The sequence below is a fragment of the Streptomyces sp. NBC_00038 genome, assembly GCF_026343635.1.
Taxonomy (GTDB): Bacteria; Actinomycetota; Actinomycetes; order Streptomycetales; family Streptomycetaceae; genus Streptomyces.
The window spans coordinates 3589968-3608588 of record NZ_JAPELQ010000001.1 but is presented as its reverse complement, the minus strand read 5'-3'; the positions used below and the strand labels follow the sequence as shown (position 1 = coordinate 3608588).

General features: G+C 70.5%; 15 protein-coding genes. 8 read left to right on the top strand and 7 right to left on the bottom strand.

The features are described from left to right. The first annotated feature begins 181 nt into the window (after window positions 1-181). From OG219_RS16410 to OG219_RS16390, 5 genes are all read left to right on the top strand, one after another. Window positions 182-877, top strand: a complete 696-nt coding sequence (locus OG219_RS16410) for a TerB family tellurite resistance protein (RefSeq protein WP_266827221.1) — start codon at window positions 182-184, stop codon at window positions 875-877. 150 nt (window positions 878-1027) lie between these two features. Continuing rightward, complete coding sequence (locus OG219_RS16405) at window positions 1028-3118, top strand: MMPL family transporter (RefSeq protein WP_266827219.1); 2091 nt, start codon at window positions 1028-1030, stop codon at window positions 3116-3118. Window positions 3119-3177: 59 nt separating this feature from the next. Continuing rightward, window positions 3178-4605, top strand: coding sequence for a histidine kinase (locus OG219_RS16400; RefSeq protein ID WP_323183281.1), 1428 nt, complete (start codon window positions 3178-3180; stop codon window positions 4603-4605). Next, entirely contained in the window at window positions 4602-5264 is a 663-nt protein-coding gene (locus tag OG219_RS16395; RefSeq protein WP_266827217.1) for a response regulator transcription factor, read from the top strand. The genes OG219_RS16400 and OG219_RS16395 overlap by 4 nt, the downstream gene beginning before the upstream one ends. A 190-nt stretch (window positions 5265-5454) precedes the next feature. Further along, a complete protein-coding gene (locus OG219_RS16390; protein ID WP_266827216.1) occupies window positions 5455-6669 on the top strand; it encodes an exo-alpha-sialidase in 1215 nt (404 codons plus the stop codon). A 215-nt stretch (window positions 6670-6884) separates the two neighbouring features. Here the strand turns inward: OG219_RS16390 and OG219_RS16385 are convergent, their stop codons facing one another. From OG219_RS16385 to OG219_RS16365, 5 genes are read right to left on the bottom strand one after another with little or no spacing between them, the layout of a single operon-like run. Then, window positions 6885-7820, bottom strand: a complete 936-nt coding sequence (locus OG219_RS16385; protein ID WP_266827214.1) for a dihydrodipicolinate synthase family protein — start codon at window positions 7818-7820, stop codon at window positions 6885-6887. Next, window positions 7820-8881 carry an ABC transporter ATP-binding protein gene (locus tag OG219_RS16380; RefSeq protein ID WP_266836113.1) on the bottom strand — a complete coding sequence of 354 codons (1062 nt, stop codon included), beginning with the start codon at window positions 8879-8881 and terminating at the stop codon, window positions 7820-7822. The genes OG219_RS16385 and OG219_RS16380 overlap by 1 nt, the downstream gene beginning before the upstream one ends. A 20-nt stretch (window positions 8882-8901) precedes the next feature. Then, window positions 8902-10893 carry a dipeptide/oligopeptide/nickel ABC transporter permease/ATP-binding protein gene (locus OG219_RS16375; protein WP_266827212.1) on the bottom strand — a complete coding sequence of 664 codons (1992 nt, stop codon included), beginning with the start codon at window positions 10891-10893 and terminating at the stop codon, window positions 8902-8904. Continuing rightward, window positions 10893-11852 carry an ABC transporter permease gene (locus OG219_RS16370; protein ID WP_266827210.1) on the bottom strand — a complete coding sequence of 320 codons (960 nt, stop codon included), beginning with the start codon at window positions 11850-11852 and terminating at the stop codon, window positions 10893-10895. The genes OG219_RS16375 and OG219_RS16370 overlap by 1 nt, the downstream gene beginning before the upstream one ends. A gap of 18 nt (window positions 11853-11870) precedes the next feature. Further along, a complete protein-coding gene (locus tag OG219_RS16365; protein ID WP_266827208.1) occupies window positions 11871-13499 on the bottom strand; it encodes an ABC transporter substrate-binding protein in 1629 nt (542 codons plus the stop codon). A 255-nt stretch (window positions 13500-13754) separates the two neighbouring features. Here OG219_RS16365 and OG219_RS16360 point away from each other — a divergent pair, with 255 nt between their 5' ends. Together OG219_RS16360 and OG219_RS16355 are read left to right on the top strand one after the other, a co-directional pair. Beyond that, on the top strand, window positions 13755-14486 hold the full coding sequence (locus OG219_RS16360) for a FadR/GntR family transcriptional regulator (protein ID WP_266836112.1): 732 nt from the start codon (window positions 13755-13757) through the stop codon (window positions 14484-14486). A gap of 6 nt (window positions 14487-14492) precedes the next feature. After that, window positions 14493-14927: a protein-tyrosine phosphatase family protein gene (locus OG219_RS16355; RefSeq protein WP_266827206.1), complete on the top strand. Its 435-nt coding sequence runs from the start codon at window positions 14493-14495 to the stop codon at window positions 14925-14927. Between the two features lie 27 nt (window positions 14928-14954). On the opposite strand, the gene OG219_RS16350 is transcribed toward OG219_RS16355, so the two are convergent. After that, window positions 14955-15365, bottom strand: coding sequence for a Fur family transcriptional regulator (locus OG219_RS16350; protein ID WP_266827204.1), 411 nt, complete (start codon window positions 15363-15365; stop codon window positions 14955-14957). A 393-nt stretch (window positions 15366-15758) separates the two neighbouring features. Here OG219_RS16350 and katG point away from each other — a divergent pair, with 393 nt between their 5' ends. Beyond that, window positions 15759-17972: a catalase/peroxidase HPI gene (gene katG, locus OG219_RS16345; protein WP_266827202.1), complete on the top strand. Its 2214-nt coding sequence runs from the start codon at window positions 15759-15761 to the stop codon at window positions 17970-17972. 74 nt (window positions 17973-18046) lie between these two features. On the opposite strand, the gene OG219_RS16340 is transcribed toward katG, so the two are convergent. Further along, window positions 18047-18619 (bottom strand): class I SAM-dependent methyltransferase, encoded by a 573-nt coding sequence (locus tag OG219_RS16340; RefSeq protein ID WP_266827200.1) that lies wholly within the window; start codon window positions 18617-18619, stop codon window positions 18047-18049. Window positions 18620-18621 lie beyond the last annotated feature (2 nt).

The window sequence follows — 18621 nt, the reverse complement described above, 5'->3', positions numbered from 1 at the left end:
TCACCTGGTTCTTCTCGGCCCCGTCCGCCCTCCGAGGCGGGCGGGGCCCCCGTCGTTTACCGGCCATTCCGTGTGCAGGTCACGGGTGGGTCTCGTCCGGGGTACTGACTCCGCATCAACAATGTGGCTAACATCACGCCAGCGCGGCGATGTTGCCGCGGCGTTACGGAGGTGTGCGCGCGTGCTGCCAGGATGGGGACGAAACGGTCGTGCACTTCCGGTTTCCCGGATCCTGGGCACCCGTACGGCATGGACCACGGTCGGCGACGGCGAGTTCTTCTGCCCGGGCTGCGGAGGTGACCGCAACTTCCAGCGGCTCACCGGCCGACGCCGCTTCACCTGCCTCGGCGTTCCCGTTCTCCCGCGCGGCGAGACCGGGCCCGTCGTCGAGTGCGCCGCCTGCCGCCACCACTTCGGCGCCGACGTCCTCGACCATCCCACCACCACCCGCTTCTCCGCGATGCTCCGCGACGCCGTCCACACGGTCGCCCTCGCCGTGCTCGCCGCGGACGGCTCCTGCGCCCGTACGTCCCTGGAGACCGCCGCCTCCGCCGTCCGCTCGGCCGGCTTCGACGACTGCACCGAGGACCAGCTCGGCGCGCTCGTCGAGGCGCTCGCCGCGGACACCGGGCGCGTCCTCGGGGAGCCGTGCGGCGCGAGTCTGGCCATAGAGCTCCACGAGGCCCTGGACCCGCTCGCCCCGCACCTCGCCCCCACGGGCCGGGAGGCGATCCTCCTCCAGGGGGCGCGCATCGCGCTGGCCGACGGGCCGTACACGCCCGCCGAGCGGGAGGTCCTGTCGACGGTGGGCGCGGCCCTGACGATCTGCTCGGACGACGTGACACGGCTGCTGGCGGCCGCGCGTACACCGTCGTGATCCTCCCCGTACTCCCGGGGGAGTAGTCCGGCCGTCGGGCCACCCGCGGCGGTACCCCCGAACTCGCCCTCCCGCGCGACGAATCCGGTTCTCCGCGCCGGAAGTCTGGTGTGTGTGTCCAGACAACCGTCCAGGAGGGGGGACCCCGCCATGGGGCCCGGAAACACAACCACGCGTACGCGGCGAAGGGCGGTGCCCTGGGCGCTGCTCGGGCTCTGGGTGGCCCTGCTCGCCTTCGTCGCGCCGTTCGCTTCCAAGTTGGCAGACGTGCAGCACGACCGGGCCACGGACTATCTCCCGGCGAGTGCCGACTCCACCCAAGTAGCCAAGATCCAGGAGCAGTTGCCCGGCGGCGAGACCACCGAACTGGTCCTCGTCTACCACCGTGACGGCGGGCTGACCGCCGCCGACCGTACGACGGCGGCGCAGCAGGTCGACGAGATCGCGGCCGCGAACCGGCTGACCGGAACACCGAAGGACGTGCCGTCCCAGGACGGGACCACCCTGATGTACCCGGTGGCCAGCACGGAGCCGGGCATCGACGAGGAGAAGCGGGACGTCTTCGTCAACGACGTACGTGACGTCGCCCAGGGCGAGGACGGGATGACCGTCGACGTCGGCGGGCCGGGGGCGCTCGCCACCGATGCCGGCGAGGTCTACAACTCCCTCGGCGGGCCTCTGCTCTACACCACCGTCGGCGTGGTCGCGATCCTGCTGATCGTCATCTACCGCAGCCCGCTGCTGTGGCTCGTCCCGCTCGCCGTCGCGGGCATCGCGGACTATCTGTCCATGGGCGTCGCCTACGGACTCCACCAGGCGTTCGGCACCACCATCTCCGGACAGAGCTCGGGCGTGATGACCATCCTGGTGTTCGGCGCCGGGACCGATTACGCGCTGCTGCTCATCTCCCGCTACCGGGAGGAACTGCGGCGCGTCGAGCGGCCGTACGACGCCATGCGGGTCGCCTTGCGCAGCTGCGGCCCCGCCGTACTCGCCTCCTCCGGCACGGTCGCCGTCGGACTGGTGTGCCTGCTCGCCGCCGACCTCAACAGCAGCCGGGGGATGGGCCCGTTGGGCGCCCTCGGAGTGCTGTGCGCGCTCGTCGCCATGCTGACCCTGCTGCCCGCCGTCCTCGTACTGCTCGGGCGCCGGGTGTTCTGGCCGCTCGTACCCGCCTTCGGGAGCAAGCCCAAGGAGCGGCGCAGCCTCTTCACCGCGATGGGGAGTTCGGCCGGACGCCGGCCGTACGCCGTCCTCGCGGGCGGGGCGATCCTGCTCGGCGCGCTGGCCCTCGGCACCCTGAACCTGCCCGGCTCGATCAAGCAGCAGGACTCCTTCGTCGACAAGCCCGACGCCGTCGCCGCGATGGAGACACTCGCCGCCGCCTACCCCGAACAGGGCACCCAGCCGATCACCGTGATCACCCCCGCCGACCGGGCCGACGCCACCCTTGCCGCGGCCCGCGACCACCAGGGCGTCGCCGCCGCCGAACGGGGACGCACCGGAGACGGCTGGACGGAGATCTCCGTCACGGCGAAGGGCGCGCCCCAGTCGGCGGCCGAGACGGCCACCATCAAGTCCCTGCGGGACGACCTCAAGGGCTCCTACATCGGCGGCCCCAGCGCCGAACAGCTCGACCTGGAGGACACCAACGCCCGGGACCAGCTCGTCGTCGTACCGATCGTCGTCGTGTCCGTGCTGCTGATCCTGATCGTGCTGCTGCGCAGCCTGGTCGCCCCGCTGCTGCTCGTCGCCGCCGTGATCGCGGTGTGGGGCGCGTCGCTCGGGATCGGCGGCCTGCTCTTCGGACCGGTCCTCGGCTTCGAGGGGACCGATCCGGGGCTCGGCCTGCTGTCGTTCGTTTTCCTCGTCGCCCTCGGCGTCGACTACGGCATCTTCCTCATGCACCGGATGCGGGAGGAGTCGCTGTCCGGCGCCGAGCCGTCCGCCGCCGCACTCACCGCGCTGCGGACGACCGGAGGTGTCATCGCCTCCGCCGGGCTGGTCCTCGCCGCGACCTTCGCGGTGCTGACGAACATGGGGCTCGTCCAACTGGTCCAGCTCGGGTTCGTGATCGCGGTCGGGGTACTGCTCGACACCTTCCTCGTACGGACGTATCTGGTGACGAGTGCGAGCGTCGCGCTCGGGCGGAAGGTGTGGTGGCCGGGGACGTTGTCGAGGGAACCGGCGCAGGGGCAGCCGCCCGAGCCGCGCCAGAAGGAACCAGTCGTCGTCGGCTGAACACCACGAGTGCGCCCCTCCCTCCCGGAGGGGCGCACTCCTGACGGAGGATGAACCCCGTGCAGGCAAACTCGGCAGACCTGGCAAGCGCGACCGGCACCCGGCCGGGGCTCGCGCGGCGACTGAACGCCGCCGTCGGGCGGACACCCCGGAACACCCTGCGCCAGGACGCCTGCTTCGCCGCGATTCTCGCGGCCTTCGGGGCCGCGCTGGCGCTCACCGTCGACGACGGCCGCTCCCTGGACGCTTTCGGCTGGACGCTCCTCATGTGCGGCCATGTGCCTCTCGTCTGGCGCCGACGCCGTCCCATGCTCGTGCTGTTCGCCGTGCTGGTCCTCATCGGGCCCTACCACGCGCTCGACTACAACCACACCGCCGCGATTCAGCTCACCATGGTCGTGCTCTACACGATCGCCGTGACGGGCACGGCCCGCCGTACGCTGCTGACAGGGTTCGGCGTCGTCGGCGGCACGGTGCTCGGGAACGCCGTGGTGCCCCCGCACCAGGTCGGGGAGGTCGTGCGGATCTCCGGCTGGATCGTCGCCGTCCTGCTGTGCGGCGGATACGTCCGCGTGCACCGCCAGTACGTCGACACGATCCTCGAACGCGCCGAACGCGCCGAACGCACCCGCGAGGAGGAGGCCCGCCGCCGCGTAGCCGAGGAACGCCTGCGCATCGCCCGCGACCTGCACGACCTGCTCGCCCACAGCATCACCCTGATCGGCGTGCAGACCTCCGTCGCCGCACACGTCCTGGCCGCCGACCCCGAGCGCCTCGACCGGGAGGCCGTCGCCAAGGCCCTCGACGACATCTCCGGTACCTGCCGCAGCGCACGCGGCGAACTGCGCACCACACTGGAGGTGCTGCGCGAGTCCCAGTACGGGGGAGACCGGCGCGGTCCGCTGCCCGGCCTGGACGGAGTGCCGGACCTGGCGAAGGCGGCCAGGCTCTCCGGCGCCGAGGTCGAGGTGTCGATACGCGCCGACGGCGTCCCGTCCGCGGTCGGCGCCGCCGCGTACCGGATCGTCCAGGAGGCGCTCACCAACGCGGTACGGCACGCGGGCCCCGACGTACCGGTGCGCGTGGACCTGCGGGCCGAGGGAGGTGCGCTCCGGGTGACGGTCACCGACGAGGGGGCGGGGGACACGGACGGCACCACACCCGGGTTCGGGCTCGTGGGGATGCGGGAGCGGGCTCGCAGCGTGGGCGGGACCGTGGAGGCGGGGGTTCGGGGGGAGGGCGGATTCGAAGTGGTCGCGGTGCTGCCGCTGGGGGGTGCCGTTGCCCTGCCCGCGCAGAATTCTGTACGGGATGCCGATGTCGTACGCGAGGCAGAGGGCGTGCGTGAAGCAGAGGCTGTCCGTGCGGCTGATGTCGTACGTGACGCTGATGTCGTACGCGACGCAGAACCCGTACGTACGGCGGAACCCGTCCGGGTGGCAGAGGCCGTGCGTGAAGCCGCATTCGACCGAGGCGAGTCCCGATGACCATCCGTGTAGTCCTCGCCGACGACCAGACCCTCGTGCGGGCCGCGTTCGCGATGCTCGTCGAGTCGGCGCGGGACATGGCGGTCGTCGGGCAGGCGGCCACGGGCCGGGAAGCGGTGGAGCTGGCCCGCAGCGCAGGGGCGGATCTGATCGTCATGGACATCCGCATGCCCGACCTGGACGGCATCGAGGCCACCCGGCTCATCGCCGCCGACGCGGAACTGGCCGGCGTCAGGGTCCTGGTCCTGACCACGTACGACACCGACGAGTACGTCGTGGAGGCCCTGCGCGCGGGCGCCTCCGGCTTCCTGGTGAAGGACACCAGGCCCGCCGAACTCCTCGACGCGATCCGCACGGTGGCGGCCGGTGAGTCCCTGCTGTCGCCGGGCCCGACCGCCCGGCTGATCGCCCGCTTCCTGCGGGGCCCCTCGGCCCCCGTGACGGGCGGCCCCGAGGGCCTCTCCGAGCGTGAGCGCCAGGTGCTGACGCTGGTCGCACGGGGCCTCAACAACACCGAGATAGCCGAGGCGTTGGGGCTGAGCCCGCTCACCGCGAAGACCCACGTGAGCCGCATCATGGGCAAGCTGGGCGCCCGCGACCGGGCCCAGCTGGTGATCGTGGCGTACGAGTCGGGGTTGGTCGCTCCGGGCGGCTGCTGAGCTGACGGTACGTCAATACGCCGTAGGGGCATGCGTATCTCGGGGCCGCTCGGGGCAGATTGGTTTCAGCCGGACATCCCATGTCCCACGTCCCATGTCCGTTCTTCGATGATCGCTGTCCACTGCCCGATGACCGCTGTCCGCCGTCTGCTGTCCACTGCCCGCCGTCCGTCGCAGTCCAGGGAGCGCCATGACCGTCATGAGCCGTACGGCCGCGTTAGCGGCAGCCACCGCACTCCTCACGGCCGTCGCCGGCCTCGGTACCGGCACCGCGTCCGCCGTCCCGCTGTCCGCGCAGGACTGCACCTCCTCCGTGCCGTACACCGCGGGCCAGGGCGGCTACGACACGTACCGCATCCCGGCCACGGTCACGACCCCGGCCCGCACGCTGCTCGCCTTCGCCGAGGGGAGGCACAGCGGTGCGGGCGACAGCGGCAACATCGACGTCGTCGTCAGGCGTTCCTACGACAACGGCTGTACGTGGGGCGCGCTGCAGGTCGTGGCGTCCGGGAACGGGGACACCCGGGGCAACCCGGCGCCGGTCGTGGACCCGCGGACCGGCCGGATCGTGCTCGTCACGTCGTACAACAGCGGGGCCGTGACCGAGGGGCAGATCATGCGGGGCGAGGTCACGGCGGCACAGAGCCGCCGCGTCTTCGTACAGACGAGCCTCGACGACGGGCTCAGCTTCTCCGCTCCCCGTGACATCACGGCGGAGGTGAAGCTGCCCGACTGGCGGTGGTACGCCACAGGTCCCGGGCACGCGGTCGCCCTGCGGCACGGGCCGCATGCCGGGCGCCTCGTCGTCGCCGCCAATCACTCCGCCGCGCCGGCCGCCGGGTCCGCCGACACCGGGCAGGAGCCCAAGTACTACGGCGCCCACGCCATCTACAGCGACGACGGTGGGTTGACCTGGGCGCTCGGCTTCGTCGACGACTCCTACGACGGTGTCGACAACGCGAACGAGTCCATCGCGGCCGAACTTCCCGACGGGCGGCTGTACTTCAGCTCCCGTGACCAGAACGGCACGAGTGCCGGCAACCGGCTCGACTCCTACTCCGGCGACGGCGCCGAGACGCTGGACCGGCCGTACCGGGTCCAGCCCACGCTCAACGGTGTTCCCGTCGTGCAGGGCAGCGTCCTTCAACTGCGGGGCTCGGGCGCGGGGCTGCTCTTCTCCGGGCCGTCCGTTCCCACCGCCCGTCAGGCCATGGCGATCTGGCGCAGCACGAACGCGGGTCTGACGTTCACCAAGGTGGCCACGCTGTCGCAGCAGCGGGCCGCGTACTCCGACCTCGTGCAGCTCGGGACCAGCCGGGTGGGGGTCCTCTACGAGACGGGTTCGACGGGGACGTACGAGAGGATCGAGTTCCGGCGGGTGCGGGTCGCCGACCTGCGGGGGTAGTTTTTTTCGCCCCCTCCGCCCCTACCCGTCCCTTGTTCCTGGGGGCTCCGCCCCCAGACCCCCGTTCGCCCGAAGGGCTCGTCCTCAAACGCCGGACGGGCTGAAAGATCTCCGGCGCGGGCAAGATTTTCAGCCCCTCCGGCGTTTGAGGAGCGGGGTCTGGGGCGGAGCCCCAGGAGCAAGGGACGGGTAGGGGCGGAGGGGGCGAAAAACCCCTACAGCAACCCCGCCGCCGCCAGATACTTCCCCACCCGCTCAACCTCCCCCTCCGACAACGCAACCTGCGGCTCCGCCGTGACCGGGCAGTCGATGATCCCCCGCAGATACAGCCCCGCCTTGAAGGCTCCGAGCCCGGCGGAACTACCCCCCATCCGGGCAGGATCACCGACCTCCACCATCCCGAACAACGCACACAACCGTTCCTGCTCGGCCCGGGCGCGCCCCCAGTCGCCGTCCCGGCACAGCCGGTACAGCCGCACGTACCCCGCGGGGTCGACATTCGCCAGCCCGGGCACCGCCCCGTCCGCCCCCAGCGCGAGCGCGGAGTCGACGACGAGCTCGGACCCGGTCAGCACGCTGAATCCGGTGATGCCGGGATGCGAGCGGGCGCCCATGACGACGGAGCGGAAGCCTGCCAGGTCCCCGCTGGAGTCCTTCAGCCCGGCCAGGACACCGTCGGCGGCGAGTTCGAGCACCAGCTCGGGGCTCAGCTTGGTGTGGACGGACATCGGCAGGTCGTAGGCGAAGACGGGCAGCGGCGAGCGTGCGGCGAGGACGCGGAAGTGGCGGGCGATCTCGGCGGGGTGGGTGCGGGTGTAGAAGGGGGCGGTCGCCACGACCGCGTCGGCGCCGACCGAGGCCGCGTACTCCACGTGGTCCAGTACCCGAGGTGTCGTCATGTCGATGGCCCCGGCAAGCACGGGAAGCTGCCCACCGACGTGCGAGACGACGGTCGAGACGACGAGCCGCCGGTGCGCGTCCGTCAGATACGCGGCCTCGGACGAGGAGCCGAGCACGAACAGACCGTGCACCCCGCCCTCCACCAGGTGGTCCACGAGCCTGATGAGGGAGGGGACGTCCACCTCGCGGTCCGGTGTCAGGGGCGTGCAGACGGGCGGAACGACACCGGTCAGCGGGGTGGGGATCGACATCAAGGCTCCCTGGTGTGCTCGAACGGGACGTCGGCCGTGGCGGCGGCCGGCGAGGCGGACAGCGCCTGCGTGACCAGGTCGCGCGTCGACTGACCCTCCTGCACAGGATGGTGGCACCGGTAACGGTGATCGGGGCGCGACGCGGCCGTGAACTCCGGCATGGCACCCGCGCACACCTCGTCCGCCTTCCAGCAGCGGGTACGGAACGGGCAGCCGGACGGCGGACGGGTGGCCGAGGGGACGGGGCCCACCAGGGGGATGGGGTCGATGGGGTCGAGGAGTCCGGGAGTCGCCGAGAAGAGGGCCCGGGTGTACGGGTGCCGGGAGCTGTCGGTGACCTCGTGGGCGGGGGACTCCTCCACGATCCGGCCGAGGTACATCGTGATCACCCGGTCGCTCATCCTGCGTACCGTCTGGATGTCGTGCGAGACGAAGACGAGGGCCAGGCCCAGGCGTTCCTTCAGGTCCAGGAGGAGGTTCAGGATCTGGGCGCGGACCGACACGTCGAGCGCGCTCGTCGGCTCGTCGGCCACGACGAGGTCGGGGTCAAGGGCCAGGGCGCGGGCGATCGCCACCCGCTGACGCTGGCCGCCGGAGAGCTGGCCCGGCAGGCCCTCGGCCAGGACGCGGGGCAGGCCGACCAGTTCCATCAGCTCCTTGACCCGCTCCTCGCGCTGGGCCGGCGTACCGCGCTTGTGGACGTCCAGCGGGTCCCGCAGGATCTGCCGGACCGTCAGCCGCCGGTTCAGGGCCGTCGACGGGTCCTGGAAGATCATGCCGGTGCTGCCGCCGATGGCCGTACGCCGTTCGGTGGGCGGCAGCGACCACAGGTCCCGGCCGCCGAACGTCACCGTGCCGGACGTCGGCCGCTGCACCCCCACCAGCACCTTGGCGAGCGTCGACTTGCCGCAGCCGGACTCACCGACGACGCCGACCGTCTCGCCGGGCGCGATGGTGAGGTCGGCGCCGCTGAGGGCGTACACCCGGTCGCGGGAGAACAGGCCCCCGGTGCGGGCCTTGTGGACGACGTGGGCGTCGGCGAGTGCCACCAGCGCGTTCAGCTCGCCGTTCGATTCACCCTTCAATTCACGACCTCGCTTCCGGTCGGCTCCGGTGTCAGGTCGATCGCCGGATGGTGGCAGGCCGCCAGGTGGTAGCGGCTGCCCAGCAGGTCGGGCGCGGTGTCGCGGCACGGCTCGCTCGCCATCGGGCAGCGGTCGGCGAACCGGCAGCCCGCCGGGAAGTCCGCGGGGGAGGGCACGACGCCCTTGATCTGCGTCATCCGCTCGGCCGCCGTCTCCAGCGACAGCACGCTGCCGAGGAGTCCGCGCGTGTAGTGGTGGGCCGGCTCCTCCACGAGGTCGGCGGTCACCCCGGTCTCGACGATCTGGCCGCCGTACATGACGACGACCCGGTCGGTGACCGCCGAGATCAGCGCCAGGTCGTGCGAGACGAGGATCAGTGCGAAGTCCAGCTCCGTGCGCAGCCGCAGCAGCAGCTCCATGACCTGCGCCTGGACGGTCACGTCGAGGGCCGTCGTCGGTTCGTCGGCGACGATCAGCTTGGGGTCCCGGGACAGCGCCATCGCGATCAGTACGCGCTGGCGCTGGCCGCCGGAGAGCTCGTGCGGGTAGCTGCGCAGGGTGCGTTCGGGGTCGAGGCCGACCAGTTCGAGGAGTTCGGCGGGGGTGCGGCTGCCTCCCCTGCGTACGACCTGTTTCAGCTGTGCCCGGATCGTCATCGCCGGGTTCAGGGACGACAGCGCGTCCTGGTAGATCATCGCCATCTCGTGGCCGAGCAGCTTGCGCCGTACGCGCATCGGCTCGCCCACCAACTGCCGCTGGTTGAACCGGACATGGCCGCGGACCCGGGCGCCCTTCGGCTCCAGGCCCATCACCGTCAGCGCGGTCAGCGACTTGCCGCAGCCGGACTCGCCCACCAGCCCGAGCACCTCACCCGGCCGCACCTCGAAGCTGATGCCGTCGACGATGTCCACACCCCCGTGGCGGGCATCGAAGCCGATGGCCAGGTTCTCGACGGCCAGGACGGGCAGGGCGCCCTCGGGAAGGGGGCGGGCCCGGCTGCGCAGCCGGGCTGCGGCCTCGGTGAGCCCCGGCAGGTCCAGGACCTTGCCGCTGCCGGGCTCGGGGGCCTCCAGACGGTCCTTCGCCTCCCGTGCGGGCACGTCGCGCGCGGCGGGCGCGGCCCACGCGTCCGAGACGCCCTCGGAGAGGATGTTCAGCGACAGTACGGTGATCAGCATCAGCAGGCCCGGGAAGACGGTGGCCCACCAGCCGCCGGTCAGGACCATGTTCTTGCCGTCGGCGATGACGCTGCCCCAGGACGGGTCCGGGGGCCTGACTCCCGCGCCGATGAAGGACAGCGAGGCCTCGAAGACGATGGCCTCGGCGACCTGCACCGTGCAGAACACCAGGATGGGCGCCGCGCAGTTGATCGCCACGTGCTTGATGACGATGTGCGGGGTGCGGGCGCCGATGACGTGCTCGGCGGTGACGTAGTCCTCGCCGTACTGGTCGAGGACGTTCGCCCGTACGACCCTGGCGACCGGCGGTGTGAACAGGAACGCGATCGCGCAGATCAGCACGGTGATCCCGCCGCCGAACACGGCAACCAGGACGGCGGCCAGCGCGATGCCGGGGAACGCCATGACCACGTCCAGGCAGCGCATCAGCGTCTCGTCGACCGCCTTGCGCGAGGTCGCGGCGACCGCGCCGAGGAGCGCTCCCACGACGAGGGCGAGCGCGGTGGCGCCCAGGCCGATGGCGAGGGACCAGCGGGCGCCGTACATCAGCCGGCTCATGATGTCCCGGCCGAGGCTGTCCTGCCCCATCCAGTGCTCGGCGGACGGGGCTCCCGTGCCGCCGACGAGCGGCTGCTGGTCGAGCGGGTCGTCCGGTGCGAGCAGCGGCGCGAACACCGCCACCACGACGACGAGCGTCAGGAAGCAGACCGCGACCCGGGAGAGGAGCGGCAGCCGGCGCCAGCCGCGCAGCCGGATGCCGGGCCGGGACAGGGCCTCGGTGAGACGCGTGCGATTGAACGATGTGAACATCAGGTCGCCTCCCTCAGCCGCGGGTTGACCAGCAGATACAGGATGTCGATGACGAGGTTCACGACGACGAAGCCGGTGGCGGTGGTGAGGACGACGCCCTGGACGACCGCCGGGTCACCGTTCTTCACGGCGTCGATCATCAGCTTCCCCATCCCGGGGAGGGAGAAGATCGTCTCGATGACGACCGCCCCGCCGAGCAGATAGCCCACGCGCAGCCCGAGCACGGTGAGCGGGTTCATCAGGGCGTTGCGCAGGACGTTGCGGCCGACGACCACGTGGGGCGGCAGGCCGCTGCCGATCGCCGTCCGCACGTAGTCCTTGTCGAGCTCCTCGACGACCGAGGTCCGCACGATCCGGGTGAGCTGCGCCGCCACCGGCAGCGACAGCGCGAGCGCGGGCAGCGTCATCGTCTTGAGCCAGCCGGTCAGTGAGTCGGCCGGGTTGATGTAGCCGCCGGTCGGGAACCAGCCCAGGTCGACGGCCAGGTACTGGATCATCAGCAGCGCCAGCCAGAAGCCGGGCGCCGCGACACCGGTCAGCGAGACGACGCGGATGATCTGGTCCGGCGGCCGGTCGCGGTAGATGGCGGCGGTGACCCCGCCGAGCAGCGCGAGCACCACCGCGATGCCGAGGCCCAGGAAGGTGAGCTGGAGGGTGAGCGGCAGCGCGGTGGTGACCTGTTCGAGCACCGGCGCCCCGGTCAGCGCGCTGGTGCCCAGGTCGCCGTGGAGCAGGTCCCCCAGGAAGTGGAAGTAGCGCACCGGGAACGGGTCGAGGAGCCCGTTCTGCTCCCGGAAGTCGATCAGCTGCTGCGGCGTCGGATTGGCGCCCTGGAAGAACGCGGATGCCGGATCGACGTCCGAGAACCGCATCACGATGAACACGAACAGCACGATCCCGAGCATCAGCGGTACCAGCAGGGCGATACGGCGGAGCAGGATCCTGGCGACGGTGACCACGTGCTGACTACCTCCGGTCTACGCCCACTTGGCTTGCAGGAGGTTGATCCCGGGGTACGGCTGTGCCCTTATCCCCGTGAGCTTCTTCGGGTCCCAGGCGGTCATCAGCTCGTTGTGCACGACCGGGTAGAGCACGGCCTGTTCGGCGACGACGTCGATGTAGTCCTGGATCATCGTCTTCTTCCGGGTGGCGTCCGGCTCCTGGGTCGCCTGGTCCATGTCCTTGAAGAGCTTCTTGGCCACGGGGTCGCCGGCCCAGCGGGCGTAGCCCATCCACAGGTTCTGGGGGCCGTAGTTGTAGTGCATGATCAGGTCGGCGTCGAGGCCGAACTGGTTGGGGTTCGAGGCCGCCGCGACCACCTGGTAGTCCTGCTTCTGGTCCATCTTCGTGAAGACGGCCGTCGTCTCCTGCGGGTCGAGCGTCGTCTCGACGCCGATCGCGTCCCAGGAGGCCTTGATCGTCGGCAGGCAGTCCACGATCCAACTGACGTTGACCGCCATGATGTCGACCTTCAGCCCCTTGACGCCCGCGTCCGCCAGGAGCTGCTTCGCCTTCTCCGGGTCGTACGCGTAGACGGTCTTCGCCGGCCGGTAGCTCGGGTTGCCCTCGTTGAGGAACGAACTCGACGCCCTGCCGTGCCCCTTCAGGGCGACCTGGACCATCTTGTCGGTGTCGATGGCGTAGTGCAGCGCCTGGCGCACCCGTACGTCGTCGAAGGGCTTGTGCCGGGTGTTGAACATCAGGAAGAGGTTGTTCATCCCCGCGCCGCCCTCGACGGCCATGCCGCCCTTCTTGAGCTGCTCGATGTTGGCGTAGGGGATGTTGTCGGCGATCGGCGCTCCGGCGCTCGCCCCCGAGATCTTCGCGACGCGCGGGGCGGCGTCCACCATCGTCAGCCAGTTCATCTTCTTGAAGGCGGCCTTGCGCGGGCCGTTGTAGTCGGCGAAGGCCTCGAAGGTGGTGTTGGACTTCGGGTGGTGGGCGGTCTGCCGGTACGGCCCCGAGCCGATCGCCTTGCCCCTGATCGCCTCGTCCCAGGCACCCGGCTGGGAGAAGACGTGCTTCGGCATGACCTTCGCGAGGGTGAGCCGTGAAACCCCTTCGGGGAAGGGGAACTTGAGGACCAGCTCGACGTTCATCGCGTCGATCTTCTTGACCTCCTTCAGCCAGCTCGCGAAGAAGCCCTTGCCGAGCGTCTGCGTCTTCGGGTCGAGAATCCGGTCGAACACGAACACCACGTCGTCGGCGGTGACGGGCTTCCCGTCGTGGAACCTGGCGCCCGGGCGCAGCTCGAACTTCCAGGAGGTGCCGGTGAGGTCGGCGGGCACCTGCGTGGCGAGCGCGGCGTACGGCTCGCGGGAGATCGGGTCCGTGTCGAGCAAGCCCTCGTAGATGTGGTTGTTGGCGGCCATCGAGAAGGCGGACGCCGTCTGTGTCGGATCCCAGCTGCCGTCGTTCCCGTAGCCGATGACGGCGGTCAGTGTGCTGTTCTGGCCGGTGCCCCCGCCGCCGGTGTCGTTCGTGGACTCCGGCCCCGCCGAGCAGGCCGACAGCGACGAGGAGACGGCGGCGGCCGCGCCCAGCGCGCCGGTGTACTTCAGGAACGACCGGCGGTGCAGCGCCGGAGTGGGGGTCACGTCGCGCACGGTTCCTCCAGTGAGGAGTGGTCCAGTGAGTGGGAGATACGACGTCCTACGTCATAGGGGGCAGCGTGACCTTAAGAGGGGGCGTGAGGGGGGTCAAGGGAACACACACGAATGGCGTATGTTCCAAAGGTGCGACCAATGGCACACCAATAGCACTGAGAAATAGGCCTGATTGACGACTGGTCAATGACCGATTGACGTTTCTTCATCCCGGAGGTGGGACGTCGGATGTCCAGCGAGCGTACGATGCGGCGCATGCCCGAGGAGGCCGGTAACCGGCGCAGACCCGAACGCCGGCTGAGCGGCCAGATACAGCGCGAGGTGATGCAGCTGATCCTCGACCGCAAACTCCGGGCCGGTGCGCCGCTGCCGACCGAGGCGGAACTCATGGAGGACCTGGGCGTCAGCCGCAACTCCGTCCGTGAGGCCCTCAAGGCCCTCCAGGCCCTCGACATAGTCGACATAAGGCATGGATACGGCACGTACGTCGGCGAGGCCTCGCTGACACCCCTGGTCGACGGTCTGACCTTCCGGACGCTCGCACGGCCCAGCGACGACGCGAGCGCCCTGGCCGAGATACTCCAGGTCCGCGAGGTGCTGGAGGAGGGGCTGATCCGCCGGGTCGCCGGCACACTCTCCGAAGCCGAGCTCGACCGGCTCGAAGCCGTCGTCACCCGGATGGAGACCGCGGGTCAGGAGGACGGCCCCTTCGCCGAACTCGACCGCGAATTCCACGAGTTGCTGTACGCCTCCCTCGGCAATGCCCTCGTCCCCCAACTCCTCGGCGCCTTCTGGACCGTCTTCCACCGCGTCTCCGGCATCCGCGGCTGGACCGACGACCCGGCACCCGAGGTGACCGTCCGCCGCCACCGCGACATCGTCACCGCCCTGCGCGCCCACGACGTGGAGGGCGCACAGCGGGCGATGGCGTTCCACTTCCGGGGCATCGAGGCGCGGTCGGCGCAGGAATCACGGGGGGTGAGCTGAATCTCCGTGACCGAGACCTGGGACGCGAACGGCGCGGGCGTCCTGCGTCTGCCCTCCGGCCGGCTGGTGCGTGGCCGCGCCCTGCGCCGCCCGCTTCCGCCCGACGGCCCTTCACCGACGTACGCCGTGTATCTCCTCGGCAAGCAGCCACCCGAAGTCCCCTGGGAGGCCCACTGGCTGCGCTGGCCGGACTTCCGCCTGCCCGCCGACCGCGCCCGGGCCGCCGAACTCCTCACCGAGGCCTGGAACCGGACCCGTGCCGACCGCGTCGAGCTCGCCTGCGGCGGCGGCCGGGGCCGCACCGGCACGGCCCTGGCCTGCCTGGCGGTCCTCGACGGCGTGCCTCCGGAGGAGGCGGTGGACTTCGTACGCCGGCACTACGACCGGCACGCGGTGGAGACGCCTTGGCAGCGGGCGTACGTGCGGCGCTTCACCGCCTGAACTGCCCCGCAGCCGCGTAAGCAGCGCTCAGGAACAGTCCGGGCACAGCCCCCGGTAGGTGACCTCGACCTCGGACACCGTGAAACCGAACCGCTCATCCGCCGGGAGGTCGGCCAGCGGATTGCCCGCCGGGTGGACGTCACGGATGGTGCCGCACTTGGAGCACACCAGGTGCTGGTGCGGGTGGTGTGCGTTCGGGTCGTAGCGCTTGGCCCGGCCGTCGGTGGCGACCTCTATCACCTCACCGAGGGAGACGAGCTCGCCCAGGGCGTTGTAGACGGTCGCCCGGGAGATCTCGGGCAGCCGCTGCGCCGCACGGGCGTGTACCTCGTCGGCCGTGAGGTGTACGTGCTCGCCGTCGAGGACCTCCGCAACGACACGTCGCTGGGAGGTCATCCGCCAGCCACGCCCCCGCAGTCGCTCAAGCAGGTCACTCATATCGGTTCACCTATTCAGGTTCGGTGGGATGCCCGAAGTTTACCGGTCGACGTCCGGGTTCCGGTTGGATATGGGCTTGGCCCGCTTCTTGACTTGGACTCCGTCCATCGTAGGATCGGATCTGGCGATAGCCAAGGGACAGGAAGACTCCAGTACGGCATGAGACAGAGACGTGACGCGACGACCTCGGCGTCGAGGCGATCCATCCCCTCCGGGATGTGCGGTCGTGTGGGCCAAATCTCCCTTCAGGTCGTGTGTGAGGCCCTCCACAGGTCGGAGAGGCCTGTACCCCCGACTTCGCCGTCGCCCACCCCAGACTTCGTACCCCCCGCCCCACCGTTCCACCGCCCGCAGTTCCTGAGCACGTGATCCGCCAGGTCCGGAAGGATTCCCATGACTGAGAACCACGACGCAATCGTCACCGATGCGAAAACCGAGGGTGGCGGTGGCTGCCCGGTCGCGCACGGGCGCGCCCCGCACCCGACCCAGGGCGGCGGAAACCGCCAGTGGTGGCCGGAGCAGCTCAACCTGAAGATCCTCGCCAAGAACCCCGCCGTGTCCAACCCGCTCGGCGAGGAGTTCGACTACGCCGAGGCGTTCAAGACCCTCGACCTGCCGGCCGTGAAGCGGGACATCGCCGAGATCCTGACCACCTCGCAGGACTGGTGGCCGGCGGACTTCGGCAACTACGGGCCGCTCATGATCCGCATGGCCTGGCACAGCGCCGGCACGTACCGCATCAGCGACGGCCGCGGTGGCGCCGGTGCCGGTCAGCAGCGCTTTGCCCCGCTCAACAGCTGGCCGGACAACGGCAACCTCGACAAGGCCCGCCGTCTGCTGTGGCCGGTCAAGAAGAAGTACGGCCAGAACATCTCCTGGGCCGACCTCATGATCCTCACGGGCAACGTCGCGCTGGAGACGATGGGCTTCAAGACCTTCGGCTTCGCCGGCGGCCGCGCCGACGTGTGGGAGCCCGACGAGGACGTCTACTGGGGCCCCGAGACCACCTGGCTCGACGACGAGCGCTACACCGGCGACCGCGAGCTGGAGGACCCGCTCGGCGCGGTCCAGATGGGCCTCATCTACGTCAACCCGGAAGGCCCGAACGGCAACCCGGACCCGATCGCCGCTGCCCGCGACATCCGCGAGACGTTCCGCCGCATGGCGATGAACGACGAGGAGACGGTCGCCCTGATCGCGGGCGGTCACACCTTCGGCAAGACCCACGGCGCGGGCCCCGCGGAGAGCGTCGGCGACGACCCCGAGGCCGCCCCGATCGAGCAGATGGGCCTCGGCTGGAAGAGCACCTACGGCACCGGCAAGGGCGGCGACGCCATCACCAGTGGCCTCGAAGTGACCTGGACCGCCACGCCGACCCAGTGGGGCAACGGGTTCTTCACGAACCTCTTCGAGTACGAGTACGAGCTCACCCAGAGCCCGGCCGGTGCGAACCAGTGGGTGGCGAAGAACGCCGAGGCGATCATCCCCGACGCCCACGACGCGTCGAAGAAGAAGCTCCCGACGATGCTCACCACCGACCTCTCGCTGAAGTTCGACCCGATCTACGAGCAGATCTCGCGGCGCTTCTACGAGAACCCGGAGCAGCTCGCGGACGCGTTCGCCCGTGCCTGGTACAAGCTGACGCACCGCGACATGGGCCCGATCCAGCGCTACCTCGGCCCGGAGGTCCCCTCCGAGGTGCTGCTGTGGCAGGACCCGCTGCCGGCGCGCGAGGGCGCGGTCATCGACGCCGCCGACATCGCCTCCCTCAAGGAGCAGATCCTCGCCTCGGACCTGACGATCTCGCAGCTCGTCTCCGCGTCCTGGGCCGCGGCGTCCTCCTTCCGCGGCAGCGACAAGCGCGGCGGCGCCAACGGCGCCCGCATCCGCCTCGAGCCGCAGCGCGGCTGGGAGGTCAACAACCCGGACGACCTCGCGCAGGTGCTGCGCGTGCTGGAGGGCATCCAGGCGTCCTTCAACACGGGCGGCAAGCAGGTCTCCCTCGCCGACCTGATCGTCCTCGCGGGTTCCGCGGCCGTCGAGCAGGCGGCCAAGGCCGGTGGCGTCGAGGTCGAGGTCGCGTTCACGCCGGGCCGGGTGGACGCCACGCAGGAGCAGACGGACGTCGAGTCGTTCGCCGCCCTGGAGCCGAAGGCCGACGGCTTCCGCAACTACGCCGGCAAGGGCAACCGCCTGCCGGCCGAGTTCCTGCTGACGGACAAGGCGAACCTGCTGACGCTGAGCGCCCCCGAGATGACCGTCCTCGTCGGTGGTCTGCGCGTCCTCGGCGCCAACGCCGGCGGGTCGAAGCAGGGCGTTCTCACCGACCGCCCGGGCACGCTGACCAACGACTTCTTCGTCAACCTGCTCGACCTGGGTACGGAGTGGAAGTCGACGTCCGCCGCGCAGGACGAGTTCGAGGGCCGCGACGCCTCCGGCGCCGTCAAGTGGACCGGCACCCGTGCCGACCTCGTCTTCGGCTCGAACTCCGAGCTGCGCGCGCTCGCGGAGGTCTACGCGAGCGACGACGCGAAGGAGAAGTTCGTGAACGACTTCGTCGCCGCGTGGGTGAAGGTCTCGAACCTGGACCGGTTCGACCTCGTCTGATCGACCGACTGACCGACTGACGTCCGGGCCGGCCCGCAGGGGTCGGCCCGGACGTTTTTGTCGGCCCAGCGTGCCTAGGGGCGGGTGGCCCGGAAGCGCAGCCCGCCGCCTTCCGGGTGCAGGTCCACGGATACGTCGGTGAAGCCCGCCCCGGTCAGCCGTGCGGGGAGGGTGTCCGGGCGCAGCGTGTTCATCGTGTCGCGGAAGTGCAGCAGCCTGAAGCGCAGGCTGGGTTGGCTGTCGCTGCCGGCGAAGGTGCCGCCGGGGCGCAGCACACGGAAGGCCTCGGCGAAGATACGGTCCTGGTGTGCGGCCGTCGGGACGTGGTGCAGCATCGTGAAGCAGACGACGGAGTCGTACGAGGTGTCGGGCAGGGTCGTGGCCGCGCCGTCCGCGTGGAGGATGCGGGCGCGCTCGCCCCACCTGTCCTGGAGGAGACGGGCGGTGTCCCCGTCGATCTCCACGCCGGTCAGACGTGGCACCTGTTCCACGAGTACGCGCAGATTGGCTCCGTAACCGGGTCCGATCTCCAGTACGTCCTCGCCCAGATCCACGCCCTCCAGGGCCCAGGGCAGAATGCGGTCCTTCGTGGTCTGCGCCCACCCCTCGGAGCTGCACAGCTTGCGATGGGCTCGGTTCATCGGCATGC